The sequence below is a fragment of the Rhodococcus sp. OS5 genome, assembly GCF_056837585.1.
Genome location: NZ_CM166368.1, coordinates 3935365 through 3961410 on the forward strand (window position 1 = coordinate 3935365; position 26046 = coordinate 3961410).

24 protein-coding genes are annotated in these 26046 nt (G+C 63.8%); 8 read left to right on the forward strand and 16 right to left on the reverse strand.

Annotated elements, in window-relative coordinates:
• Positions 1 to 5: 5 nt before the first annotated feature.
• Genes ACVZUB_RS18345 through kdpF form a run of 4 tightly spaced genes read right to left on the reverse strand, consistent with a single transcriptional unit; the run spans position 6 to position 4548 of the window.
• Complete coding sequence (locus tag ACVZUB_RS18345; RefSeq protein ID WP_050654653.1) at positions 6 to 656, reverse strand: potassium-transporting ATPase subunit C; 651 nt, start codon at positions 654 to 656, stop codon at positions 6 to 8.
• Positions 657 to 662: 6 nt separating this feature from the next.
• Positions 663 to 2768 (reverse strand): potassium-transporting ATPase subunit KdpB, encoded by a 2106-nt coding sequence (gene kdpB, locus ACVZUB_RS18350; protein WP_042924094.1) that lies wholly within the window; start codon positions 2766 to 2768, stop codon positions 663 to 665.
• Positions 2765 to 4450, reverse strand: a complete 1686-nt coding sequence (gene kdpA / locus ACVZUB_RS18355) for a potassium-transporting ATPase subunit KdpA (RefSeq protein ID WP_482627625.1) — start codon at positions 4448 to 4450, stop codon at positions 2765 to 2767. The genes kdpB and kdpA overlap by 4 nt, the downstream gene beginning before the upstream one ends.
• Entirely contained in the window at positions 4450 to 4548 is a 99-nt protein-coding gene (kdpF, locus tag ACVZUB_RS18360; protein WP_007731078.1) for a K(+)-transporting ATPase subunit F, read from the reverse strand. The genes kdpA and kdpF overlap by 1 nt, the downstream gene beginning before the upstream one ends.
• Before the next feature lie 329 nt (positions 4549 to 4877).
• On the opposite strand from kdpF, the gene ACVZUB_RS18365 reads away from it, so the two are divergent.
• Both ACVZUB_RS18365 and ACVZUB_RS18370 read left to right on the forward strand, forming a co-directional pair.
• The gene (locus ACVZUB_RS18365; RefSeq protein ID WP_042924092.1) at positions 4878 to 6296 is read left to right on the forward strand and encodes an amidase; all 1419 of its coding nucleotides are present in this window, start codon (positions 4878 to 4880) and stop codon (positions 6294 to 6296) included.
• Positions 6297 to 6300: 4 nt separating this feature from the next.
• Positions 6301 to 6852, forward strand: a complete 552-nt coding sequence (locus tag ACVZUB_RS18370; protein ID WP_030536607.1) for a TetR/AcrR family transcriptional regulator — start codon at positions 6301 to 6303, stop codon at positions 6850 to 6852.
• Here the strand turns inward: ACVZUB_RS18370 and era are convergent.
• The 5 genes from era to ACVZUB_RS18395 all read right to left on the reverse strand — a co-directional run bounded on the left by era (position 6849) and on the right by ACVZUB_RS18395 (position 11604).
• Positions 6849 to 7766 carry a GTPase Era gene (era, locus tag ACVZUB_RS18375; protein WP_003944451.1) on the reverse strand — a complete coding sequence of 306 codons (918 nt, stop codon included), beginning with the start codon at positions 7764 to 7766 and terminating at the stop codon, positions 6849 to 6851. The genes ACVZUB_RS18370 and era overlap by 4 nt on opposite strands.
• Before the next feature lie 24 nt (positions 7767 to 7790).
• On the reverse strand, positions 7791 to 9095 hold the full coding sequence (locus ACVZUB_RS18380) for a hemolysin family protein (RefSeq protein ID WP_003944509.1): 1305 nt from the start codon (positions 9093 to 9095) through the stop codon (positions 7791 to 7793).
• Positions 9096 to 9116: 21 nt separating this feature from the next.
• Complete coding sequence (gene ybeY, locus ACVZUB_RS18385; RefSeq protein ID WP_003944525.1) at positions 9117 to 9659, reverse strand: rRNA maturation RNase YbeY; 543 nt, start codon at positions 9657 to 9659, stop codon at positions 9117 to 9119.
• A 48-nt stretch (positions 9660 to 9707) separates the two neighbouring features.
• Positions 9708 to 10796: a PhoH family protein gene (locus ACVZUB_RS18390; protein WP_003944580.1), complete on the reverse strand. Its 1089-nt coding sequence runs from the start codon at positions 10794 to 10796 to the stop codon at positions 9708 to 9710.
• 112 nt (positions 10797 to 10908) lie between these two features.
• Positions 10909 to 11604 carry a TetR/AcrR family transcriptional regulator gene (locus ACVZUB_RS18395; RefSeq protein WP_007731067.1) on the reverse strand — a complete coding sequence of 232 codons (696 nt, stop codon included), beginning with the start codon at positions 11602 to 11604 and terminating at the stop codon, positions 10909 to 10911.
• A gap of 128 nt (positions 11605 to 11732) precedes the next feature.
• Between ACVZUB_RS18395 and ACVZUB_RS18400 the strand changes: the two genes are divergently transcribed.
• Positions 11733 to 13337: an MFS transporter gene (locus ACVZUB_RS18400; RefSeq protein ID WP_054187677.1), complete on the forward strand. Its 1605-nt coding sequence runs from the start codon at positions 11733 to 11735 to the stop codon at positions 13335 to 13337.
• Here ACVZUB_RS18400 and ACVZUB_RS18405 read toward each other — a convergent pair.
• The 5 genes from ACVZUB_RS18405 to hrcA form a co-directional block, all read right to left on the reverse strand.
• Entirely contained in the window at positions 13329 to 14105 is a 777-nt protein-coding gene (locus ACVZUB_RS18405) for an alpha/beta hydrolase family protein (RefSeq protein WP_042924086.1), read from the reverse strand. The two genes, ACVZUB_RS18400 and ACVZUB_RS18405, sit on opposite strands and share 9 nt — an antisense overlap.
• A 14-nt stretch (positions 14106 to 14119) precedes the next feature.
• A complete protein-coding gene (locus ACVZUB_RS18410; RefSeq protein WP_482627626.1) occupies positions 14120 to 15358 on the reverse strand; it encodes a L,D-transpeptidase in 1239 nt (412 codons plus the stop codon).
• A gap of 123 nt (positions 15359 to 15481) precedes the next feature.
• Positions 15482 to 16243, reverse strand: a complete 762-nt coding sequence (locus tag ACVZUB_RS18415) for a 16S rRNA (uracil(1498)-N(3))-methyltransferase (protein WP_003944495.1) — start codon at positions 16241 to 16243, stop codon at positions 15482 to 15484.
• A 2-nt stretch (positions 16244 to 16245) separates the two neighbouring features.
• Positions 16246 to 17397, reverse strand: a complete 1152-nt coding sequence (dnaJ, locus tag ACVZUB_RS18420; RefSeq protein WP_003944460.1) for a molecular chaperone DnaJ — start codon at positions 17395 to 17397, stop codon at positions 16246 to 16248.
• An 80-nt stretch (positions 17398 to 17477) separates the two neighbouring features.
• Positions 17478 to 18521 (reverse strand): heat-inducible transcriptional repressor HrcA, encoded by a 1044-nt coding sequence (hrcA, locus tag ACVZUB_RS18425; protein ID WP_003944583.1) that lies wholly within the window; start codon positions 18519 to 18521, stop codon positions 17478 to 17480.
• Positions 18522 to 18678: 157 nt separating this feature from the next.
• Between hrcA and ACVZUB_RS18430 the strand changes: the two genes are divergently transcribed.
• Positions 18679 to 19002, forward strand: a complete 324-nt coding sequence (locus tag ACVZUB_RS18430; protein ID WP_003944521.1) for a type II toxin-antitoxin system VapB family antitoxin — start codon at positions 18679 to 18681, stop codon at positions 19000 to 19002.
• A 3-nt stretch (positions 19003 to 19005) separates the two neighbouring features.
• Here the strand turns inward: ACVZUB_RS18430 and ACVZUB_RS18435 are convergent, their stop codons facing one another.
• Positions 19006 to 19626, reverse strand: a complete 621-nt coding sequence (locus ACVZUB_RS18435) for a CG0192-related protein (RefSeq protein ID WP_054782177.1) — start codon at positions 19624 to 19626, stop codon at positions 19006 to 19008.
• 35 nt (positions 19627 to 19661) lie between these two features.
• Complete coding sequence (gene hemW, locus ACVZUB_RS18440; RefSeq protein ID WP_482627627.1) at positions 19662 to 20888, reverse strand: radical SAM family heme chaperone HemW; 1227 nt, start codon at positions 20886 to 20888, stop codon at positions 19662 to 19664.
• 502 nt (positions 20889 to 21390) lie between these two features.
• Between hemW and ACVZUB_RS18445 the strand changes: the two genes are divergently transcribed.
• From ACVZUB_RS18445 to ACVZUB_RS18460, 4 genes are read left to right on the forward strand one after another with little or no spacing between them, the layout of a single operon-like run.
• Positions 21391 to 23118: a nitrite/sulfite reductase gene (locus tag ACVZUB_RS18445; RefSeq protein WP_063316224.1), complete on the forward strand. Its 1728-nt coding sequence runs from the start codon at positions 21391 to 21393 to the stop codon at positions 23116 to 23118.
• The gene (locus ACVZUB_RS18450) at positions 23115 to 23828 is read left to right on the forward strand and encodes a phosphoadenylyl-sulfate reductase (protein ID WP_042924073.1); all 714 of its coding nucleotides are present in this window, start codon (positions 23115 to 23117) and stop codon (positions 23826 to 23828) included. The genes ACVZUB_RS18445 and ACVZUB_RS18450 overlap by 4 nt, the downstream gene beginning before the upstream one ends.
• Complete coding sequence (cysD, locus tag ACVZUB_RS18455; RefSeq protein ID WP_007731054.1) at positions 23825 to 24760, forward strand: sulfate adenylyltransferase subunit CysD; 936 nt, start codon at positions 23825 to 23827, stop codon at positions 24758 to 24760. The genes ACVZUB_RS18450 and cysD overlap by 4 nt, the downstream gene beginning before the upstream one ends.
• On the forward strand, positions 24760 to 26046 hold the full coding sequence (locus ACVZUB_RS18460) for a sulfate adenylyltransferase subunit 1 (protein ID WP_020969973.1): 1287 nt from the start codon (positions 24760 to 24762) through the stop codon (positions 26044 to 26046). Before cysD ends, ACVZUB_RS18460 begins: the two co-directional genes overlap by 1 nt.

A 26046-nucleotide genomic window follows, 5' to 3' on the forward strand; every position in this document is an offset into this window, starting at 1 on the left:
GACAATCATCCACCAGTCGTCGGTGCAGCACACGTAGGTGCCGTCAATCCGAGTGCCAGGTTCAATTCCAGGACGTTGACTCGCTCGGCTCCGAGAAATCCGAGTTGCCGACCGTCGGTGTGCTCGGCCACCAAGTCCCGCACCTGGTCTTCCGAGATGCCGTTGTTCGCCGCCACCCTCGCGACCTGCAGTTGGGCGTACGCCGGACTGATGTGGGGATCGATACCCGAGCCCGAACCGGTGACTGCGTCGACGGGAACCGATGCCGGGTCGACACCCTCACGTGCCGCGATGGCTGCCCGGCGCTCGATGACGAATCCGGCCAGAATCTCGCTGCTCGGCCCCTGGTTGGACGGCAGTGCCGCAGCGGGATCACCGGTGGCAAACGGATCCTCGTCCGAAACGGATCCGACAACACGATTGTGGAAGAACGGGTCCTGCTGCCCTTCGGCGACCTGCGGATCGACACCCACCCAGGCACTGCCGACCACGCAACCGGCGGCATCGGTGACCGGTGAGCCTTCGGCAGATCCGGAACTGATCCGGCTGACACCCCACACCGCGGCGGGATAGACCACACCGAGAACGACGGTGAGCGCGAGCAATACGAGCAAACCCGCCCACACCTGTTTGGCAAAACCGATAGTGAAACGCATGTCAGGTCACCCAATTCCAGGAATCAAACGTACGACGAGATCGATCAACCAGATACCGACGAACGGTGTGATCACACCGCCGAGACCGTAGACGAGCAGGTTACGTCCGAGCAACTGCGATGCCGTCGACGGTCGGTATCGAACACCCTTGAGTGCCAACGGAATCAAACCGATGATCACCAAGGCGTTGAAGATCACGGCCGAGACGATCGCCGATTCGGGGGTGGCGAGACGCATGATGTTCAACGCGTCCAGCTGCGGGTAGATGCCGCTGAACAAGGCCGGCAGGATTGCGAAATACTTCGCCAGGTCGTTCGCCAACGAGAATGTGGTCAACGCGCCGCGGGTGATCAGCAATTGCTTGCCGATTTCCACCACCTCGATCAGCTTGGTGGGATCGGAATCGAGATCGACCATGTTCCCGGCCTCTTTGGCTGCCGAGGTTCCCGTGTTCATCGCGACCCCGACATCCGCCTGGGCAAGGGCGGGAGCATCATTGGTCCCGTCACCTGTCATCGCGACGAGACGTCCGCCTTCCTGTTCCTTCCGGATCAGGGCCAGTTTGTCTTCCGGGGTGGCCTCCGCCATGAAGTCGTCGACGCCCGCCTCGTCGGCAATCGCCTTCGCGGTCAACGGATTGTCGCCGGTGATCATGATCGTGCGAATACCCATCGCCCGGAGTTCGGCGAACCTGTCAGCCATTCCCGGCTTTACGACGTCGGACAACGCGATCACGCCGAGGATCGAGGTACTCTCACCATGCTTGACGGCAACTACCAGCGGCGTTCCGCCCGCTTGGGCGATGTCGTTCACGGTGTCGGTCACCGCGCTCTCCGCGTGTCCACCGCCACTGACGACCCAGTTCATCACCGCATCTGCTGCACCCTTTCGGATTTGGCGTCCGGAATGGTCGAGTCCGCTCATCCGGGTTTGTGCCGTGAACGGAACGAACTCTGCGCGTTCCTCGTCCAGCGTCGGCTCGGCAGCGAGACCGAAATCCGCTGCGCACAGCTCGACGATGCTCCGTCCCTCGGGAGTTCCGTCGGCCAGGCTCGACAAGCGAGCTGCCGCAGCAAGATCGTCGGCGGATACACCGGGCGCCGGATGGAGTGCGGTGGCCCGGCGGTTACCGAAAGTGATGGTTCCGGTCTTGTCCATCAACAGGGTGTCGATGTCGCCCGCAGCTTCCACCGCGCGTCCCGACATCGCGAGAACGTTGCGCTGGACGAGGCGGTCCATGCCCGCGATACCGATCGCCGAGAGCAGCGCTCCGATGGTCGTCGGGATCAGGCAGACGAGAAGTGCGATCAGCTTGATCGGATCCTGCTCGTGCCCCGCGTACAAGCCCATCGGGCCGATGGCTACGACGGCGAGGAGGAAGATGACGGTCAACGACGCGAGCAGGATGTTGAGCGCAATCTCGTTGGGTGTCTTCTGACGTGAAGCACCCTCGACGAGCGCGATCATCCGGTCCACGAACGAACTGCCCGGTGCTGCGGTGATTTCCACGACGATGCGGTCCGAGAGAACCGTCGTACCACCGGTGACGGCGCACCGGTCACCACCGGATTCACGGACCACCGGCGCGGATTCACCGGTGATCGCCGATTCGTCTACGGAGGCAATACCTTCGACCACGTCGCCGTCGCCGGGGATGACCTCGCCGGCAACCACTATCACCCGATCGCCGACCACCAGTTCGGTGCCGGAAACCGATTCGATCGCACCGCTCATCGTGATCCGATGTGCTGTGGTGTCCTGCTTCACCTTTCGCAGGCTCGCCGCCTGCGCCTTGCCGCGCCCTTCGGCCACGGATTCGGCGAGGTTCGCGAAGATCACCGTGAACCAGAGCCACAGGGTGATCACCCAGGAGAACACCGAGGGATCGGCGATCGCCATGACAGTGGTGATGACGGAACCGACGAACACCACGAACATGACCGGGTTGCGGGCGAGGTGGCGTGGGTCGAGTTTGCGCACGGCCCCCGGCAACGCGGTGATCATCTGCCGCGGGTTGAAAACGCCTGCGTGTACTTGACGGGACTGCCCTGGATCAGCCTTGTCGGCGGCGTCTTGCGCTACCACGGGTTTCTCACTGATACGCACGGTCATTGAAGAGCCTCCGCTAGCGGGCCCAGCGCGAGGGCCGGGAAGAATGTAAGTGCAGCAACAAGAACGACGGTGCCGGTCAACAAACCGGTGAACATCGGTCCGGACGTCGGGAGGGTGCCGGCCGTCGGCGCCACCTTCTTCTGCGAGGCAAGAGCACCGGCCAAAGCGAGAACGAAGATGATCGGCAGGAATCGGCCGAGAAGCATGCAGATTCCGAGAGACGACTGGAACCAGTCGCTGGTGACCGTCAGACCGCCGAAGGCGCTGCCGTTGTTGTTGGAGGCGGAGGCGAAGGCGTAAAGCACCTCACTGAACCCGTGGATCGATCCCGGCGTGCCCGGATCTCCCCCATTGCCTTGATAACCGGTGGTCGAACCGAGGATGACGGTGATGGCGGTACCGATCAAGACCAGCGCGGGCATGACCAGAATCGACAGCGCCGCAAGGGTGATCTCGCGTCGACCCAACTTCTTGCCGAGATATTCGGGCGTGCGACCGACCAGCAGTCCGCCGACGAACACTGCGATCAATGCCAGCACAAGAATCCCGTAGAGGCCGGTTCCGACTCCACCTGGCGCAATTTCGCCGAGCAACATGTTGAGCAGGACCGCGCCGCCGCCGAGGGGGGACATGCTGTCGTGGGCCGAGTTCACCGCGCCCGTCGACGTTCCCGTGGTCGCCACCGCGAACAACGCCGATCCGGGGATTCCGAAGCGAACTTCCTTGCCCTCCATCATCGAACCAGCTGCTGTGGCGGCAACACCGCGTGCGCCGGATTCGGCAGCGAGCGTGACTGCGAGCAGCCCGCTCCACAGGATTCCCATCACTGCCAGCAGGGTGAGGCCTTGCCTACGATCCCCGACGAGAGTTCCGAACGTTCGGGTGAGGCAGACCGGAATCAACAGGATCGCCAGGATCTCGACGACATTGCTCAACGGGGTGGGGTTCTCGAACGGGTGCGCCGAGTTGGCAGCCAAGATCCCGCCACCGTTGGTGCCGAGTTCCTTGATCGCTTCCTGGGACGCGACGGGGGCCAGTGCGTTGGTGACCGCATTGCCGTCGAGGCCGGTGGAGGCGAAACCGCTGTGGAACGACTGGATCACTCCCTGGCTCAACAGGATCAGGGCGATCACGAAGGAGAACGGGAGGAGGATGCGCAGAGAACCACGCGTCAGATCGACCCAGAAGTTGCCGATCTCGCCGCCCCTGGCCACCCGAATGAAGCCGCGAACCAATGCGATGGCCACCGCCATGCCGACCGCTGCCGAGACGAAGTTCTGCACCGCCAGACCGACGGGCTGAACGAAGTTGCTCATCGTCGTTTCCGGCGTGTACGACTGCCAGTTGGTGTTCGCCACAAACGAAATCGCGGTGTTGAACGCTACGGCAGGACTGACCCCGGACAGACCGTCACTCAGCGGCAGTACTGCCTGAATCCGTTGCAGGAAGTACAGGAACAATGCGCTGGCCAGCGAGAATCCGAGAACGCTTGCGGCGTAGCCGTACCACGTCTGCTCGGCCCTGGAGTCGATCCGACCGACGCGGTAGATCACACTCTCGACCCGAAGATCTCGCGTCGACGAGTAAACACGCGCCATGTAGTCGCCCACCGGAACGTAGGCGATTGCCAGAACGACGAGGACAAAAGCGATCTGCAGGCCGGCTGCAAGAGCGGGCGACATCAGAACCTCTCAGGATCTACGAGTGCAACGAGCAGGTAAATGACCAATGCCGCGGCGACGGCGATCAGAACCACGCTGACCACACCGGCAACCGTCATTTGCGAGCGCTCGCCTGTAGGGCGCGCAGTACCAGCGCGCACACGAGAAAACCGCCGAGAATCAGAGCAACGTAGGCCAGATCGGCCATGAGCTTCCCTCTTCGAAATCTTTTGCCGTGCTGCTGTGCATCGCAGCCATGACGCGCGGTCGCCCTCGACCGGATGCGCTCTCTCAGCTTCGACCTCCGGAAAGGCCGATTCCGCGTCTCTGACGATCCGCTTACGCACTGACCTGGCGTCTTGACGCGATCTTGACGCGAAACCGAAGTTCACTAATACTGAAACAAGTTACTGTTCGTTCGAACGAACAGTTTTGCGAAGGGAACCTGATGACTTCTCGAACCGACCACGATCTCGCCCCCGGTCTTGTCGACCAGGTTGCGAGTCTGGCCTCGGGCGCCACCTCGTCCGTCGCGGCCACGGAGGCAACGCTGAGCCGGATCGAGGCCACTCAGCCTCACCTCAATGCGTTCAAGATCGTGCGGCGAGAGAAGGCACTCGAGGAAGCTGCCGAGGCCGACAGACGTCTCGCACGCGGCGAGCGTCTGCCGCTGCTCGGTGTGCCGATCGCAGTGAAGGACGACGTCGACATCACCGGCGAACCCACGGCCTTCGGTTGCCCTGGCGATTTCCCGGCCAAGACCGAGGACTCGGAGATGATTCGACGCCTTCGCGACGCCGGCGCAGTGATCGTGGGCAAGACCAACAGTCCGGAATTGGGCCAGTGGCCGCTCACGAGCGGTTCAGCCTTCGGTTACACGCGCAATCCGTGGTCGCGTCACCACACTCCAGGCGGATCGTCGGGCGGCACCGCCGCGGCCGTCGCCGCCGGATTGGTCAGCGCCGGAATCGGTTCCGACGGTGCCGGTTCCATCCGAATCCCTGCGGCCTGGACCAACCTCGTCGGAATCAAACCGCAGCGCGGGCGCATCTCCACCTGGCCCGACGCCGAAGCGTTCTACGGCCTGACGGTCAACGGCCCGCTCGCTCGCACCGTCGCCGACGCGGCACTGCTGCTCGACGTCGCTGCCGGCAACCATGACGGCGACCTCCACAAGCCGACACCGGTCACCGTCAGCGACGCGGTGGGACGCGACCCCGGAAAACTGAAAATCGCGCTTTCCCTTCGCAATCCGTTCACCGCCACTCCCGTGAAGCTGGACCCGGAAGTGCGCCTGGCCGTGCATTCGATCGCCGACACGCTGCGGGAACTCGGACACCATGTCGTCGTCGACGATCCCGCATACGGCCTGATCTTCGGCCTGAACTTTCTGCCCCGCTCGCTCGTCGGGGTCCACGACTGGCTCGGACGCGTTCCCGACCCGAAACTGGTCGATGCCAGAACACGCGGAAATGCCCAGAACGGCAAGCTACTTCGCGGCGCACCTCTGCGCGCGGCCCGCGCGGCCGAGCCGCGGATGCGAAAGCGGATCGGAGCGATCTTCGACACCTACGACGTCGTCCTGGCACCCACGACGGCAACTCCACCGATCATGGCGACCGCGATCGACGGCATCGGTGGCTGGGACACCGACAAGGTCATGACCGGCGCCTGCCCCTACGCGTGGCCGTGGAACGTCCTCGGCTGGCCCTCGGTCAACGTGCCGGCCGGATTCAGCAAGGCCGGCCTGCCCATCGGTGCGCAGTTGATGGGCAACGAGAACACCGAACCTCTGTTGGTCTCCCTCGCTTCACAGTTGGAATCGGCCCTGCGTTGGGATCAGGTCCGACCCGAGCCGTGGTGGTGACCCGATGAGTAACCGGGACGTTCGCGAGCGAATACTCGACGCCGTTCTGCACGTCGTCGGTACCGACGGCATCCCGGGTGTGAGCAACCGGCGCATCGCCGCGCAGGCCGGCGTCTCACTCGGATCGATCACGTATCACTTCGCCAGCCAGTCGGACATGCTGCGGGCCGCGCTGTCTCGTTTCGTGACCGACGAGACGACGCGCCTGCGCGCCTTGGCCGAGGAGTACCGCGACAAAGGTCTGAGCGTCGAGGACGCCGCGGCAATAGCCGAAAAGGTGACGCGAGATCTTTCGTTCTCGGCCGAGCGGATCGCGCCGTTCGAGATGTACATCGCCGCCGGGCGCGACCACGAACTCCACGAAGTCGCCGTCGAATGCTTCGCCGCCTACGACGATTTGACCGTCACGATTCTGACGGCACTCGGTGTACCTGATCCGGAGTCGATTGCATCGACGCTCGTCGCCGTCATCACCGGCCTCCAACTCCGACGCCTGGCCACCGGCGTCGACGAGCAGGACATCGGCGCGGCAATCCTCAGGGTCCTCCGGCCCTAGAAGCCCAGCCGGCCGAGCTGCTTCGGGTCGCGCTGCCAGTCCTTGGCGACCTTGACGTGCAGCTCCAGGAAGATCCGCACACCGAGCAGCTTCTCGATCTGCAGGCGCGCACTGGTACCGACTTCCCGCAGACGCGCCCCGCCCTTACCGATGACGATGCCCTTCTGACTGGGCCGCTCGACGTAGAGCAACGCATGCACGTCGAGCATCTCGCCCTGCTTCTCGGTGCGACCCTCACGCGGGATGACCTCCTCGATCACCACAGCCAGAGAGTGCGGCAATTCTTCGCCGAGCCCCTCGAGCGCAGCCTCACGGATCAGTTCGGCCATGAGCACCTCTTCGGGCTCGTCCGTCAGTTCCCCGTCCGGGTAGAAGGCCGGGCCCTCGTCCATCAGACCGGCGAGGACGTCGACCAGGATCTCGACCTGTTCACCCGACTTCGCGGACACCGGAACGACCTCGGATTCGGGGCCGAGCAGGGTGGACAGCGCGAGCAACTGCTTTCCGACGGCGTCGCGGCTGACCTTGTCGATCTTGGTCACGATGCCGACAAGCTTGGTCTTGGGCGCCATCTGACGGACCTGCTGCACGATCCAGCGGTCTCCGGGCCCGATGGCCTCGTCGGCCGGGATGCACAGGCAGATGACGTCGACCTCGGAGTACGTGTCGCGAACCAGGTCATTGAGGCGCTGCCCGAGCAAAGTGCGGGGCTTGTGCAGTCCAGGGGTGTCCACCAGGATCAGCTGCGCATGCTCGCGGTGAACGATGCCGCGAATCGTGTGGCGCGTCGTCTGCGGGCGCGAGGACGTGATCGCGATCTTGCTGCCGACCAACGCGTTGGTCAGCGTGGACTTGCCCGTATTGGGTCGACCCACGAAACACACGAAGCCTGACCGGAATTCGTTCTTGCTCATAACTGCTCCTCGCTGAACTCTCGCTCAGTCATCGGTGTCTTCTGTCTCTTCGTCTTCGGACGGCGGGATGCGCTGCACGAACACCGTGCTGATGCGTACCCGGCCTCGGCCCGTATTGGTTCCCTCGCCGCGCAGGATCAAACCGTCGTACTCCACTTCGGAACCGGGAAGTGGCACTCGGCCGAGTACGTATCCGATCAGCCCGCCGACGGTCTCCACCTCGTCGAGTTCGAGTTCGAGATCGAACAATTCACCGAGGTCTTCGATGGGAAGTCTCGCGGATACGCGGAACATTCCGTCACCGAGATCCTCGATGGGCGGCGTCTCGTCCTCGTCGTACTCGTCGGCGATCTCACCGACGATCTCTTCGATGACGTCCTCGATCGTGACGAGCCCGGCGATTCCGCCGTACTCGTCGACGAGTATCGCCATGTGGTTGCGGTCGCGCTGCATCTCGGCCAGCAAGCTGTCGAGCGGCTTCGAGTCGGGAACGAAGACGGCGGGCCGCATGACGTCGCAGACGTTGACGTTCCGGCCGCCGTCGGGCAGGTGGTAGGTCTGCTTGACCAGATCCTTGAGGTAGACGACACCGAGCACGTCGTCGACGTTCTCCCCGATGACCGGCAGGCGCGAGTGACCACTGCGGACGGCCAACGACGTTGCCTGCCCGGCATTCTTGTCGTTCTCGATCCACACCATGTCGGTGCGGGGCACCATCACCTCGCGCGCCGACGTGTCTCCGAGTTCGAAGACGGACTGGATCATTCGGCGTTCTTCGTCGGCCACGACGCCACGTTCCTGCGCCATGTCCACGAGTTCACGCAACTCGATTTCCGACGCGAACGGGCCGTTGCGGAAGCCCTTACCCGGGGTCAATGCGTTACCCACGAGGATCAGGACGCGACTGATCGGCCCGAGCAGAACCCCGATCCACAGCAGTGGCAGCGACGCGGCCATCGCGATGGAGTACGCATGTTGGCGCCCAAGCGTTCTCGGTCCGACGCCGATGACCACGTACGAGACGAGAACCATGATCACCGCGGTGACGGTCAGCGCCCAGCCCAGCGAGAGGACGTCGATCAGGCCGCCCACGAGTACGACGGTGGCCGTGATCTCGCACAAAATGCGAAGCAGGACCATCAGATTCACGTATCGCGGGCGATCGGTCAGGATGCGTTGCACTCGCGCGGCGCCGGCTCGCTCTTCCTTTGCCATCTCGTCGATCCGCGCCGACGAAATGGTGTTGAGCGCCGAGTCGACGGCCGCGAACACACCACCGACCGGGACAAGAGCAATCGCCAGAACAAAGAGCGCTATGGCGCTACTCACTACAGAACCCCCGGATAACTGTTATCGGTCCACTCCGTCGACGAAACCGGTCTTACCGAGCAGCTTCTGATCGCGTTCGGCCAGTGCTGCTTCGCGGTCGATACGGCGAAGGTCTTCGTACCACTCTTCGAGGAGGCTGTTCTGCAAGCCGAACATCTCCTTCTCCTCCTCCGGCTCCGCATGGTCGTAGCCGAGAAGGTGCAACACACCGTGGACGGTCAGGAGGGCAAGTTCGTGAGCCAGTGAATGCCCGGCCTTGTCAGCCTGATCCGCGGCGAAAGACGGACACAGCACGATGTCGCCGAGCATCGACGGCCCCGGCTCGGGGGAATCGGGACGGCCACCCGGCTCGAGTTCGTCCATCGGGAACGACATGACGTCGGTCGGACCCGGCAGGTCCATCCAGCGAACGTGCAGATCCGCCATCGTCGCGGAGTCGACGAGAACCATCGACAGCTCGGCCGCCGGATGGACATCCATCCGAGCGATCACGAAACGGGCAACGCTGATCAACTCCGGTTCGGAGATGTCCATGCCCGATTCGTTCGAGACCTCGATGCTCATGTGCGACGCTCTTTCCTGGGAAAAGTAGGGGTTGATGCGTCGCTCAGCCTACCGTCGCGGTGAATGAGCATGTGCAGCGCGGCGCTGCGCCCGGTTTCCGACCGCCAACTCGCCGGACCGATCCGATTCGTGACGCTCGTAAGCGTCGACGATGTGAGAGACCAGCCGATGACGTACGACGTCGCTGCTGTCGAGAGTGGCGAAATGAATATCGTCGATCCCGGTGAGGATTTCGGATGCCGCGCGCAGACCCGAACGGGCCCCGCCCGGCAGATCGACCTGGGTCACGTCTCCGGTGACCACGATCTTGGAACCGAACCCGAGGCGGGTCAGGAACATCTTCATCTGCTCGGCCGTGGTGTTCTGCGCTTCGTCCAAGATGATGAAGGCGTCGTTGAGCGTCCGGCCACGCATGTAGGCGAGCGGAGCGACCTCGATGACTCCGGCCTGCATCAACTTCGGAATCGCCTCGGGATCCATCATGTCGTGCAATGCGTCGTGCAGCGGGCGGAGATACGGATCGATCTTCTCGTGCAGCGTGCCGGGCAGAAAGCCCAGTCGCTCGCCGGCCTCGACTGCCGGCCTGGTCAAGATGATCCGAGAGACCTGCTTGGCCTGCAACGCCTGAACGGCCTTGGCCATGGCGAGGTAGGTCTTGCCGGTACCGGCCGGGCCGACTCCGAACACGATGGTGTTCTCGTCGATGGCGTCGACGTAGCGTTTCTGGTTGAGGGTCTTCGGCCGAATCGTCTTGCCCCGACGCGAAAGAATGTCCAGGGAGAGCACCTCGGCCGGAGACTCGCCGACCTCGTTGGTGAGCATGCCGATGGTTCGTCGAACAGCGTCCGGGGCAATGGGCTGCCCCCGACCGGCCAGCGACGCCAATTCACTGAACACACGTTCTGCCAGCGCCACGTCTGCAGCCGTCCCCGACAAGGAGATGGTTCCGCCACGTACATGAATGTCGGCACGAAGCTCACGTTCTATCGCGGTGAGATTCTCGTCCGTCGCCCCCAGGATTTGACGCACGGTCTCCGGCGCCAGATCCATACTCGAACGGACGGTGCGCTCTGCGGGCAGAGCGCGCTCGGTGATGGTGGTTACACGGTTCCCGTCGAGTTCACTGTGTTCACTCACGTGGTGAATATGGCCTGCTTTCTGGTCCGATCAGCCCACTCGACTCGTGAGCCTCGATACTTCGAAGTCTAGCGCCAGAGTCGGACACGGCCCACTTGTTAATCGTCCCGGCCTAATCCTCGCGGCGACCGGACGGCAGCGATTCGCGGATCCACTCCGACGCTTCGGCGACGATCTCGGAGCTTCTGTCCGGACTGATACCCGCGATGACCAGGCACACGGCGGCAAAGGATTCGCCCGAGTCCGTGATGAGCCCACTGTTGGCCTGATCGAACAAAGTGATCGTGATCGCCTCGGTCATCGCTACCAGAGTCTCGGCCGGCAGGTATTTCGAGAAGGTTCCGTCACGCTGACCGCGCTCGACGACGCTGATACTCACGGCACGCGCGGGCTCCATCAGATCGAGAATCCGCTGCTCCCCCAACTCTTTGCGAGCAAAGCTGAGCAGCATCCGGAAGCGATCACCGACCGGCCATGACAGCAATGCCAGTACGGCAGTCGCCAGATCCGGGCGCTCGGGCGGCTCGCCGGCTTGGCTCAGCGCAGCTACGAGATCGGTCGACGCCTCGTCCACGATGCCGTTGATCAGCGCCTCTCGGCTGTCGAAATGCGCGTACACGGTTCGCCTGACCACACCGGCAGCCTTTGCGACATCGTCCATGCTCGCATCCGGATCAGCAGCGAACGCCGTGATCGCCGCCTCGATGATGCGATTGCGATTGGCCGCGGCCTGACTACGACGCTGCCGTCCGCCCGATTCGGCAGTTCCCGAAACGACTGTGCCCGAATGCGTCAACGCGCGTTCCACCTCTTTCGACTGCCCAACTGTGATCTAGGTCAATCATAGTTGCACATCGGTGTGCAAGTTATTAACTTACACATCAGTGTGCAAATAGATCGAGGAGTGTCTTCGATCATCAGGAACGGAGTCGCGTCATGACGACACTCATGAGCAAACCTGTCTCGGAGATGGACCAGCCGTACTCACGGCGGTGGGCCGCGCTCGGGGTGTTGTGCCTGAGTCTGCTGATCGTCGTGATGGCGAATACCGCGCTGATCGTCGCGGCGCCGGACATGACCAGAGACCTCGGCCTCACCAGCACGCAACTTCAATGGGTCATCGACGGCTACACCGTCCCCTACGCCGCATTGATGCTGCTGTTCGGCGTGATCGGTGACAAGTACAGTCGCCGCGGCGCACTTCTCGCCGGACTCGCCGTGTTCGCCGGCGGCGCCGTCTTCGGCAGCATCGCGGACACCACCAACGCCGTCATCGCGGCACGAATGATCATGGGCGTCGGCGCCGCGATCATCATGCCCGCGACGCTTTCGCTTCTGGTCGCTACCTTTCCCAAAGCGGAGCGATCACGCGCCATCGCGGCGTGGGCGGCGACGTCGGGTCTCGCGATTGCACTCGGTCCGCTGTTGGCCGGATGGATTCTCGACAGTCATTCCTGGAGCATCACTTTCCTGATCAACGTCCCGATCGCCGCAGTCGCTGCCGTCGCCGCCGTAATTCTGGTGCCGCCGAGCAAGGCCGAGCACCTGGGCCGGATCGACTGGATCGGCGGCGCACTCTCGGTGGTCACCATCGGCTCGCTCGTGTACTCGATCATCAACGGATTCCACTTCGGGTGGACCGGCGGACCCATCGGTGCCGCGGTACTCGCTGCGATCGGCCTCGTCTCGTTCGTCGTCTGGGAACTGCGTCACCCGCAGCCACTGCTCGACGTCCGTAAGCTCGGCCAGCGCATGGTCGGCGGCGCGACGCTCGCCGTACTTCTGCTGTTCCTGGCCGCCTTCGGCGCCATCTACTTCATCTCACAGCAGTTCCAGTTCATCCTCGGCTACGGCGCACTCGAAACCGGTGTTCGTTTGCTGCCCTTGGCAATTGCCGTTTCGATCGGCGCCGTTGTCAGTGGGCGGATCACTCCGCTGATCGGCGTCCGGGCGTCCATCGTCGGCGGCATGGTGGTCGCCGCGATCGGCGTTCTGATTCTCACGCAGGTCGACGGCGATTCGGGCTACTGGATGTTCGCAGTCCCACTGATCCTGCTCGGCCTGGGCATCGGTCTCAGCGAACCGCCGGCCACCGACGCCATCATGGACAACTTCTCCGAGGACGATCTCGGTGCTGCGGGTGGCCTCAACGACACCGCCATCGAACTCGGCGGCTCGCTGGGTATCGCGATCCTCGGCTCGATCCTCGCTGCGAGCTACAAGGATTCGATTGCCGGATTCATCGATGGAATGCAGGTTCCGCAGTTGACGGGCGAACTTGCACAACAGGCCGCGTACGCGATGGAGGTGTCGGGCGAATCCGTCGGCGGCGCTTCGTTGGTCGCCGAAGAGATGGCAGGCAACCCGTTGGCTGCAGCTCAGGCAGGGCCGTTGCTCGACGCCGCAGGCAGTGCCTACGCCGACGCGATTTCGGCGGCCAGTTGGGCGGGCGGTCTTGCACTGTTCGTGGGGGCAGTTGTCGTGGCGTTCATCCTGCCGGGCAAGAAGGCCCCTGTGGAAGTAGACCCCGCGTCAGTCTGACGTGCTCGGAGCCAGCGGGTCTTCGGCGAGAACCAACTCACGGGAGACCCGCCACGACTCGGTCGAGGGTGAGAGAAATGCGTCGTGTCCTTCGCCCTCGATCACACGCAGTGCCACGGGATCACCAGCCGCTTCCGCGGCTTTCGCGTACCGGGAGCTCACCTTGGCCGGCACCTGCAGATCCTCCGCACCCGTGACGCACACAACGGGGACGCCGATCGGCAATCGATGCTGCGGCGACGCACTGCGATACAGATCCGGGTCCGCGTCGAACGGAACGCCGAACAGATCCTCGATGAAGCTGATCCGTCGTCCACGCTCGCCTGCCGACGCCAGATCGAGTGCGGCCGCCTGTGCGATGACCCGTTCAGGCCGGGTGAACGTGTCCTTCTCCCCCGCCAGCCACACTGCAAGATGTCCTCCGGCCGAATGCCCGAGCAAGCGAATCTGATTCAGATCCAATTCGGCCGAGGACTTCCCGGCAACCAGTCCGGGGATTTCGTCGTACGCCGTTTTCACGTCGGCGGACATCTCCGGCCAACCACCGCCCGCCCCGAGACGGCGGTATTCGATGTTCCACACCGCGACGCCGTGCCGCGCGAGTTCGACGGCAAATGCGGTGCCCAGAGTCAATCCGTACTGCCCGCTCCAGAAGCCGCCGTGGATCTGCATGACGACCGGGATCGGGCCGTCAGCGACTCCGTCGGGAACGTAGAGATGCCCGAACTGCTGCTCGTGTCGGCCGTACGGAATCTTGAATCGAGGCACCGAGGAAATCTATCTCAGGCGAGGGCGCTGCCTGCGGCCCAGTCTGCCCAGGAAAGGGTCCAGTCGCCGTTCTGCCACACCTCCAGCGGAGCGCCGCCGGTGTTCTTGATCTCGACGACATCTCCCGGCTGCGAGAAATCGAAGAACCATTTGGCATTGGCCGCACTGAGATTGAGGCAACCGTGCGAGGTGTCGGTGTTTCCCTGCGCCCAGACGGTGCTCTCCAACTCGTGAAGATAGATACCGTCCGTGCTGATGCGGGTGGCCCAGTTGATGGATTCCTTGTAGCCGAGGCGCGAGTTGATCGGCAGACCGTAGGTCGACGAATCCATGATGACGGGATTTGCCTTGTCCATCACGGTGTACGTGCCGGGCTGGGTCCAGAACGAGAGCGTCGTGCCGCCGATCGTCTCGGTGCCGCCCATTCCCATCGAGGTCGGCATTTCCTTGATCACCTGACCGTTTTCGTAGACGGTCACCATCTTGGTGTTGTCGTCGGCGACCGAGACGTGGGAGTCGCCGATCTTGAAGGACACGGTGTCGTCCTGCTGGCCGTACAGTCCGTTGCCGAGCTGCTTGCCGTAGATGTTCGCGTTCACCGAGACCGTCGTGCCTGGTGCGTAGTAGTTCTGCGGTCGCCAGTGAACGTTCTGACCGTCGACCCAGTACCACGATCCCTGTACGGGCGGATTGGTTGTGACCAGCAGAGACTTCTCGGCCGCGGCCTTGTCACCGATCAACTCGTCGAAATGAACGGCGACGACGGTGCCGACACCGTACGTGCCACCGTCCGATATCGAGGCGCCACCGGTGGTGTTGATGTACGCCCGGGTCTGGTTACTCGGCGCGACGGTGGTCAGCGTCGTGTTCTTGGTCGTGGCAACACCGTTCGCGTCGACGGCGTCGACGACCAGCTTGTAGGTCTTGCCGTATCCGAGTTGTTCGCTCGGTTTCCAGGACGTCTTGTCCGGCGTGGTGATACCGGCGACTTCCTTACCCTCGGGGTTGGTCAGCGCGACGGTCGTCAGTATTCCCTTCGCGACCTGGACCTCGATGGGGTCGAGTGGACTCACCGGAGTTCCGCCGTCCGCCGGGGTGACGGTGACGAGAGCCTCGCTGGTCGGGGTAGTGGTGACGGCGCTGCTGGAGGAACCCGTGTTGTCTCCGGTGGAGACCGTGCACCCCGCGACGAGCATCAACGCCGCCGCGGCACACACCGCTCCAACGATTCGCATATGCGCACGTGACAACATCTGGCCTCCTGAAATCCCCGAACCAACTCACGCCGAAGGCGACCCCCGACGTCCTTACGATAGTGCGCAAATCTGACACTTCGCTGAGCGCCGGATCCGATTCAGCTCGGGATCACAACAAGATCAGTGCAGTGGCCGTGGTCCCCAGCGATCGGTCAGCACTCCGATCGCGCCCAGAGCAACAGCCCCGGCGGTCGACGTGCGCAGGACCGTCGGGCCGAGAAGCACCGGAGTGGCCCCGGCCTCCGACAACGCGCTGATCTCCGAATCGTCGAGCCCACCTTCGGGACCGACAACCAGAAATACCTCGTCCGCGCTCGCCAGCGGCAAACCGGCCAACGGCGTCGTCGCCGATTCGTGAAGCACCGCAACCACAGCGCCACGGGCAACGGCGTCACGAACCAACGCGATCACCGCCGGCGTCTTGTGCAGTTCCGCAATTTCCGGGACGAACGCGCGTCTGGACTGCTTTGCCGCAGACACTGCCGCACTTCGCCAGCGTGCGACGCCCTTGGCGAGCTTGGGGCCCTCCCACTTGGCGACACAACGCAAGGACTGCCACGGGATCACCGCGTCGATCCCCGCCTCGGTCGCCAGTTCGACGGCCAACTCGGAACGCTCGGCCTTGGGAAGTGCCTGAACGAGGGTCACCAACGGCTTGGGCTGCTCGAGAACCTGAACGTCACTGACCAACAGTTCCAGGCGGTCCTTGCCGACGCTCGTCACCTCGGCGTCGGCTACCCGGCCTCGGCCGTCGGCCAACACCAATCGCTCACCGACGCCGATCCGGCGGACAGTGGCCGCGTGGCGACCCTCCTGTCCGTCCAGAACTGCGATTTCACCGACGCCGGGAACCGGGTCGAGAAAGAAGACCGTTGCGGCCACCGTCAGCGGCCGCTGAATGCTTCGCGAAGACGCGAGAACAATCCACCGCTGTTCTGCGAGGCCGTCGAGACAACCTCGGCCTCGTCACGATCGCGGAGCAGCTTGAATTCCTTGAGCAGCTTGGACTGCTTGTGATCGAGACGGCTCGGGATGACCACCTCGAGGTGAGCGTGCACGTCGCCGCGCACTCCCGACCGCAGTTTCGGCATGCCATGACCGCGAAGAACAGCAACGTGTCCGGGCTGGGTGCCTGGCTCGATGGTGATTTCCTTGGGGCCGTCGATGATGGTGTCGACGGTGACAGTCGTACCGAGCGCTGCGTCGACCATCGGAACGCGGATCGTGCAGTGCAGGTCTTCACCGTCTCGAACGAAGACGTCGTGCTGCTGCTCGACGATCTCGACGTAGAGGTCGCCGGGGTGTCCGCCGCCCGGGCCCACTTCACCCTGCGCGGTCAAACGGATGCGCATGCCACCGGCGACGCCCGCGGGAACCTTCACGGTGATGTCACGCTTGGCCCGAACTCGGCCGTCGCCGCCACACTTGTGGCAGGGATCCGGGATGGTCTCACCGGCACCGCGGCACGTCGGGCAGGGACGCGAGGTCATGACCTGACCGAGGAACGAGCGCTGGATGGACTGAACTTCGCCGGCACCGTTGCAGGTCTCACAGCGGACAGGCTTGGAGTCGCCGTTGGTTCCGGCTCCGGTGCAGCTGTCGCACAGAATGGCCGTCTCGACGGTCACGTGCTTGCTGACTCCCGTCGCACATTCTGCGAGGGTCAGCTTGGTGCGAAGCAACGAGTCGGCTCCGGGCTGAACGCGACCGCGCGGCCCACGACCTGCGCCGCCACCGCCGCCGAAGAATGCTTCGAAGACGTCGCCGAGGCCGCCGCCACCGAATCCGCCGCCGAAGCCACCACCGCCGCCACCACCGGACTCGAGCGGGTCTCCGCCGAGATCGACGATGCGACGCTTCTCCGGGTCGGTCAGGACCTCGTAGGCCGTCGAGATCTCCTTGAACTTGGCCTGCGCCGCCTCGTCAGGGTTGACGTCCGGGTGCAGTTCGCGTGCCAGCTTGCGGTAAGCGCGCTTGAGCTCCTGGTCTGTCGCGTTCTTGTCGACGCCGAGCAATCCGTAGTAATCCCGTGCCACGTTGAGTCTCTCGTCCTTCTCTTACTTCTAGGTTTTCCTCAGTCCTCGCGAGGAGGCGTGCCGACGAATGTCGACGTCCGTCATCGCTCGGAGAGAACTTCGCCGATGTATCTGGCAACGGCGGCAACCGATGCAATTGTTCCCGGATAGTCCATCCGAGTGGGTCCGAGCACACCGACACCACCGAAAACGGTACCGGCCGCGCCGTAGCCAGTCGAAATCACAGAGGTTCCGCGCATCTGTTCGACCTGCGTCTCTTCACCGATCTGAACGGTGACCGTGCCGGAGTTCTGCGTCGCAGCGAGCAGTTTGAGGACCACTACCTGCTCTTCCAGTGCTTCGAGCACAGCGCGCAGCGAACCGGGGAAGCCGGCCAGACCGGAGAAATCGGCGGCGTTGCGCGTGAGATTCGAGGTTCCGCCCAGAACGAGACGATCTTCCGGATGTTCGACCAGGGTCTCGACCAGAACCGTTGCCGAGCGGATCACGGCGTCGCGAAGGTCGGCCGGAGACTCGTCGGCCAGTTCCGCCACGGCAATCGACGCGGCGGCCAGGCGCTTGCCTTCCAGTGCTCCGCCGAGAAGCGTGCGCAACCGGGAAAGGTCTTCGTCTTCGAGGACGTCTCCGAGTTCGACGATTCGCTGATCGACGCGGCCGGAATCGGTGATGAGAACGAGAAGCAGGCGCGCCGGCGTCAACGCGACCACCTCGAGGTGGCGAACCGACGACGCGGACAGCGACGGGTACTGGACAACCGCGACCTGACGGGTCAGTTGCGCGAGCAGTCGCACACCACGACGCAGAACGTCGTCGAGATCGACACCCGACTCCAAGAACTCGAGGATCGCTCGACGCTCGGGCCCGGACATGGGCTTGACGTCGGCGATGCGATCGACGAATTCGCGGTATCCCTTGTCGGTGGGGACGCGGCCGGAACTGGTGTGCGGTTGGGCGATGTAGCCCTCGGCCTCGAGGAATGCCATGTCGTTGCGCACAGTGGCGCTCGACACTCCGAGGTTGTGACGCTCGACCAGTGCCTTGGATCCCACCGGGTCCTGGGTGGAGACGTAATCGGCCACGATTGCACGTAAGACCTCGAAACGCCTGTCGTCGGTACTCGACATCGTTGCCACCTCCGTTTCCTGAAAAGAACGAACACCGACATTTACACATCGGTTTCCACTGGCAGTCTAATCGCCCGAGCGCCAGAGACGGCTGTTGCCCTTACTGTGGAGTGAGATCGGCGAAAGGTCGATCGCACAACCATGGACAAGGCGGCACATGATCTTCAAAGGCGTGATGGACGGCAAACCGTATCCCGATCACGGACTGTCTCTACGCGACTGGTCGAAGTTCCCTCCACGTCAGGTTCGACTCGACGAGATCGTGACCACCACGAAGGTCCTCGAACTCGATCGCCTGCTGTCGGAGGACTCGACCTTCTACGGCGATCTGTTCCCGCACGCAGTGCAGTGGCGCGGCACTCTCTACCTCGAGGACGGTCTGCACCGAGCGGTTCGTTCGGCCCTGCGAAACCGCGTCGTGCTGCACGCGCGTGTCTTCGACTTCGACGCGATGCCCGGTGTCATCGAGGGAGTCCGCTGACGCTCAGGCGATAGTCACGAGCAACGCAGGTGTCGTTTGCCCCGGCCAGGTTCCGGTGAGCGTCTCCGAGTCCGAGACTCGATCTGCGTCGATCACTCTCGCCACAGTCAGTTCCAGGCTTCCCGCGCGGATGATCGTGTCGGTGCCGACTGTCGAGCAGGTCACCGATTCGACTGCCGGTACGGAAGAGTGGGCCGTACCGCTGCCTACTACGTGAGCCGTCACGGGGATGTGATCGGCGGTGTCCGCGAAGACCAGTTCGACTCCGGCCCCACCGGTCAGAATCGCGGTCGCCACCGCGCTGACGTAGACCGGATCACAGCATGCGTCGTAAACCCACCGTTCGCCGAGTACCGAATGATCCATGGTTGCGATCAGTGCGGTCTCCGCCCCGTCCAGCGGAGCACCACGATAAGTGAGCGGGACCTGAAGAATTCGACCGTCGGCAGAGCGCATCAGGTGCGTCTCGATTCCGACCTCGCCGTCCGGGTCGTCGAAACGATAGGCGTCGACGCGTTCGAGCGTCGAACAGTCGACCGACCCGAGCCACGGCTGCTTGGGCACCCACGCTCGGAGCAGGTCGTTCTTGGACGGATTCAGCTGCGCACGATGAATGATGGCCACCACGGCCACGTTACGCGGCGAAGGATGGTTGCGCGTCAGGTCAGGATCGTGCGAATCACCGCATCGGCGAGCAGGCGACCACGGTCGGTGAGAACCACGTGATCGTTCTCGATCACGGCCAACCCGTCGACTACCACCTGTTCGACCGAAAGACGTTCGGATGCAGACAGTTCCGACAACGGAAGTCCCGTACGCAACCGTGCGGTCAGCATGACGCGCTCCATGTGTTCGTCCTCGGCGGTCAGTTCTTCGCTGCCGCCGACGGGAAGTTCGCCGAGCGCCAACTGTTCCGCGTACCGCGCCGGGTGCTTGACGTTCCACCACCGCACTCCGCCGACGTGGCTGTGCGCGCCCGGACCGGCACCCCACCAGTCACCGCCGTCCCAGTAGCCGAGGTTGTGACGGCACCGGGTGTCACCGGAGTCCGCGGTTTCCGCCTTTGCCCAGTTGGAGACCTCGTACCACCGCAAGCCTGCCTCGGACAGGCGTGAATCGATTCGTTCGTACCGCGAGGCCAGCACGTCGTCGTCCGGGGCGGGCAGCTCGCCGCGCCTGACCTTGCGAGCCATGGCGGTGCCGTCCTCGACGATCAACGCGTAGGCCGAGACGTGATCGACATCGGCGGAGAGGACCGCATCGAGTGAGGCGTCCAGGTCTTGATCGCGCTCCCCCGGGGTTCCATAGATCAAATCGAGATTCACGTGCGAAAAACCAGCTGCGCGAGCCTCTTTCGCGGCAGCGACGGCGCGACCGGGGGTGTGCGTGCGGTCGAGGATCTTCAGCACGTGCTGGGCGGCCGACTGCATGCCGAGGGAAATCCGGGTGAATCCGGCACTGCGGAGAGCACCGAAGAACTCCGGCGACGTCGATTCGGGGTTCGATTCCGTGGTTACTTCGGCGCCGGACGCCAGGCCGAAGCTGCTCCGCACCGCCGACAGCACGTCGGCCAATCCGTCACCACCGAGCAGCGACGGCGTTCCACCGCCCACGAACACGGTCTCCGCCGCCGGGGCGCCCGTCATCTCGGCCGCGAGATCGAGTTCGCGCCGCAGACCTTCCAACCACGATTGCGGCGAGGCGGAAGTTCCGAGCTCTCCGGCCGTGTAGGTGTTGAAATCGCAGTACCCACACCTGGTGGCACAGAACGGGACGTGGATGTAGATCCCGAACGGCCGTTTCCCGACACCCTCGAGCGATCGCGCGGGCAAGGCGAAGGGCGTCGCCTCGCTCTGTCGAGTGGGAGTCGTGCTGGTGGCATTCACACCTCCAGTGTCCCAGCATCCGGAACGCACACCTATTCAGCCTGCGATGCAGGTCGGCGTATGGCTTGAACTCGATATTTCCCCCGTTTTTCGTGGAAATATGCGCCCGAGTCGGAATTATCGAGTTGACGTGGCACAATGGTCCGCATGACCGGACTCGGAGTGCGACTTGTGGCGCGTCGCCATGTCGACTTCAAGCGTGTGTGCAGCTCGTCGTGTCTGCACCTGTGTAGCTGTTGATCTTTCACTGATCTTCCAGCCTTTCCCGCTCATCTCCATCTGCTTCACCGAAACACTCTCTGCAGAGACATGCCTTTTCAGGGACGCAGCTTCTCCAGCTGTTCGTTTTCGTGAGCACACCTGCCGGCCGCGAGCTTTCCGAGACCGAGGACAGCCCCCTCGATTTCCGACACGGACCGGTGCGTCCCGATCAGACACCGCCACAGTTCATCGATAGTGCGTGCCGCGTGCCGATCAACCGCCCAGATCCAGGAGTTCATCGATGACGTCGACCACCGACGCCGCCACACCCGCCGATTCGGCAGCTGCCGAAGCCCGGCCTGCACGCGCTGCGCGTCCCGCCAAGCGTCGCGCCGAAGGTCAGTGGGCCCTCGGTTACCGCGAGCCTCTCAACGCCAACGAGCAGGCCAAGAAGGACGACAACCCGCTCAACGTTCGGGCCCGCATCGAGAACATCTACTCCAAGCAGGGCTTCGACAGCATCGACAAGGGCGACCTTCGCGGCCGCTTCCGCTGGTGGGGTCTCTACACCCAGCGCGAAGAAGGCTACGACGGCACCTTCACCGGCGACGAGAACATCGACCTGCTCGAGGCCAAGTACTTCATGATGCGCGTGCGTTGCGACGCCGGCGCTCTGAACGTCGAGCAACTGCGCACCATCGCCGGTATCTCGAAGGAATTCGGCCGGAACACCGCCGACCTGTCGGACCGTGAGAACGTTCAGTTCCACTGGATCGAGGTCGAGAACGTCCCGGAGATCTGGAAGCGCCTCGAAGCCGTCGGGCTCAAGACCACCGAAGCGTGCGGTGACTGCCCTCGCGTCGTCCTCGGTTCTCCCCTGGCCGGCGAATCGCTCGACGAGGTCCTCGATCCCACCCCGGCGATCGACGAGATCGTGCGCCGCTACATCGGCGACCCCAAGTACTCCAACCTGCCGCGCAAGTTCAAGACCGCTATCTCCGGTCAGCAGGATGTTGTTCACGAGATCAACGACATCGCCTTCATCGGCGTGAACCACCCCGAGCACGGCCCGGGCCTCGACCTCTGGGTCGGCGGCGGACTGTCCACCAACCCGATGCTGGCGCAGCGCGTCGGCGCGTGGATTCCGCTCGACGAGGTCCCCGATGTCTGGGAGGGCGTCGTCTCGATCTTCCGTGACTACGGCTACCGCCGTCTGCGCGCGAAGGCCAGGCTCAAGTTCCTCGTCAAGGACTGGGGTATCGAGAAGTTCCGCGAGGTTCTCGAGACCGAGTACCTGAAGCGTCCGCTCATCGACGGCCCCGCGCCCGAGAAGCCCAAGCGTCCGATCGATCACGTCGGTATCCAGAAGACCCGCAACGGCCACAACGCAGTCGGTTTCGCTCCGATCGCCGGCCGCGTCTCGGGAGACATCCTGGCTCAGGTCGCCGACGCCGCCGAGAAGGCCGGCAGCGACCGGATCCGCTTCACTCCGTACCAGAAGCTGATCATCCTCGACGTCGCCGACGAGACGCTCGAGCCGCTCATCGCCGATCTCGACGCGCTGGGTCTTCCCGCCCGTCCGTCGCACTGGCGCAAGAACCTGATGGCCTGCTCCGGCATCGAGTTCTGCAAGCTCTCGTTCGCCGAGACCCGCAAGCGTTCGCAGGTGCTCGTGCCCGAACTCGAACAGCGTCTTGCCGACATCAACAGCCAGCTCGACGTGCCGATCACCATCAACATCAACGGTTGCCCCAACTCCTGCGCTCGCTCGCAGATCGCCGACATCGGCTTCAAGGGCCAACTCGTCGACGACGGTGAGGGGAATCAAGTCGAGGGTTTCCAGGTTCACCTGGGAGGCAGCCTCGGATTCGACAGCGCCTTCGGACGCAAGCTGCGCCAGCACAAGGTCACCAGCGTCGAGATGGGTGACTACATCGACCGCGTCGTACGTCAGTTCGTCAAGAACCGCAACGAAGGTGAACGGTTCGCCGAATGGGCAGTGCGCGCAGACGAAGGAGATTTGCGATGACAGTGGACATTTCGCGAGCAACTGCCGACGAGCTTCGGTCCATCGCCGAGCGCGGTGCAGTAGAACTCGACGGAGCCAGCGCGCAGGAACTGTTGCAGTGGACCGAGGACACGTTCGGTGACTCGTACATCGTGGCGTCGAACATGCAGGACGGGGTGTTGGTTCACCTTGCCGCACAGGTGCATCCGGGCGTCGACGTCCTATTCCTCGACACCGGCTACCACTTCCCCGAAACCATCGGCACGCGTGACGCGGTCGAGCAGGTGTACGGCGTCAACGTCATCAACGCTCGTGCGCTGGCAAGCGTCGCCGAGCAGGATGTCGCCGAGGGCAAGGATCTGTTCGCCCGTGATCCCAACCGCTGCTGCGCACTACGCAAAGTCGCGCCGCTCAAGCAGACACTGTCCGGGTACAGCGCGTGGGTGACCGGCATCCGCCGCGTCGAAGCGCCCACCCGCGCCAACGCTCCCCTGATCTCCTTCGACGAAGCCTTCGGACTCGTGAAGATCAACCCGATCGCTCCCTGGTCGGACGAGGAGATGCAGAACTACATCGACACCAATTCCATCCTCGTCAATCCCCTTGTCGACGAGGGATATCCGTCCATCGGCTGCGCACCCTGCACCAGCAAGCCAGCCCCCGGCAGCGATCCGCGTAGCGGTCGTTGGGCCGGTGCCTCCAAGACAGAATGCGGGTTGCACGCATCATGACAGTTGACTTGACACCTTCACGGCCTCAGCTCGACGGCACACAGTTCGATACTCTCGACGCCCTCGAGTCCGAAGCGATCCACATCTTCCGAGAGGTGGCCGGCGAATTCGAACGCCCGGTCATTCTCTTCTCGGGCGGTAAGGACTCCACCGTGCTGCTGCACCTGGCGATCAAGGCCTTCTGGCCTGCGCCGTTGCCGTTCACCCTGCTGCATGTCGACACCGGCCACAACCTGCAGGAAGTCCTCGACTTCCGCGACCACGTGGTGGCCAAGTACAACCTGCGCCTGCACGTGGCCAGCGTCGAGGAGTACATCGCGGACGGCCGCCTCACCGAGCGTCCCGACGGTATCCGCAATCCTCTGCAGACCGTGCCGTTGCTGGACGCGATCTCGGAGAATCGCTTCGACGCCGTCTTCGGTGGCGCTCGCCGCGACGAGGAGCGGGCACGTGCCAAGGAGCGGATCTTCTCACTGCGCAACGCTTTCGGCCAGTGGGATCCCAAGAAGCAGCGCCCGGAGCTGTGGAACCTGTACAACGGTCGCCACTCCCCCGGCGAGCAGGTGCGCGTCTTCCCGCTCAGCAACTTCACCGAACTGGACATCTGGCGTTACATCGCTCGCGACAACGTCGAACTCGCCAGCATCTACTACGCCCACCAGCGTCCGGTGTACCAGCGCGACGGCATGTGGATGACCCCCGGAGTCTGGGGTGGGCCGGCTGACGGCGAAGAGCTGCAGACCCTTTCGGTGCGATACCGCACCGTCGGCGACGGTTCGACCACCGGTGCTGTTCTCTCCGATGCGGCTGACAACGAAGCGATCCTCGCCGAGGTTGCGGCATCGCGTTTGACCGAGCGCGGCGCGACCCGTGGCGACGACCGAGTTTCCGAAGCGGCCATGGAAGACCGCAAGCGAGAGGGCTACTTCTGATGAGCGATCTGCTCAGACTGGCAACTGCCGGCAGCGTCGACGACGGAAAGTCCACCCTCGTGGGCCGCCTGTTGTACGACACGAAATCCGTTCTCGCCGACCAGATCGACGCCGTGACCCGTGCGTCGGTGGACCGCGGTCTCGACACCCCTGACCTCTCGCTCCTGGTGGACGGACTGCGCGCCGAGCGTGAGCAGGGCATCACCATCGACGTGGCGTACCGCTACTTCGCGACCCCCAAGCGCACCTTCGTGCTCGCCGATACACCGGGCCACGTGCAGTACACCCGCAACACTGTCTCCGGTGCCTCGACGGCTCAGCTCGTGATCCTGCTGGTCGATGCTCGCAAGGGCGTCATCGCGCAGACTCGCAGGCACGCAGCGGTTCTCGCGTTGCTCGGTGTCCCGAAGCTCGTTCTCGCCGTGAACAAGATCGACCTCGTCGAGAACCCCGAAGAGGTCTTCACCTCGATCTCCGCCGAGTTCAACGAACTCACCAGCTCACTTGGCTGGGCAAGCGAAGACGTCGTCGAGATCCCGGTGTCGGCACTGCACGGTGACAACGTCGCCATCCGCTCCGACAAGACCCCGTACTACACCGGCCCCACGCTGATCGAGCACCTCGAGTCGATTCCGGTCGACGCCGAGCCACATCGCGTCGGTCTGCGTTTCCCGGTGCAGTACGTGATCCGCCCCCGCACCGCAGAGTTCCTCGACTACCGCGGCTACGCCGGTCAGGTCGCTGCCGGTTCCGTCGTGCCCGGCGACGAAGTGGTGATCCTGCCCTCGGGTACGCGCACCACCGTCACACGTATCGACACGGCCGACGGCGAACTGGACGTCGCCCACGCCGGACGCAGCGTCACGCTGATCCTGGCCGACGACGTCGACGTCTCACGCGGCGACACCATCGCATCGCCGTCCGACGCACCCGAGCCGATCGGCGAATTCGACGCCACTGTCTGCTGGCTGGCCGAGAAGTCGCTGCGCCCCGGTGCACGTCTGCTGCTCAAGCACGGCACGCGAACGACGCAGGCCATCGTGGGCAGCTTGGTGGAACGCTTCAACGAGCAGGACCTCACCACGGATCAGGGCCCGGACACTCTCGAGCTCAACGAGATCGGCAAGATCTCGATCCGGGTGGCCGAGCCGATCGTGGCTGACGACTACGCCGTCAACCGCCACACCGGCAGCTTCCTGCTGATCGATCCCGCTGGTGGAAACACTCTCGCAGCCGGCCTGGTGGGCGACGTCATTTCCGCTGTCGAATTGGGCGAGCGCGTCTAA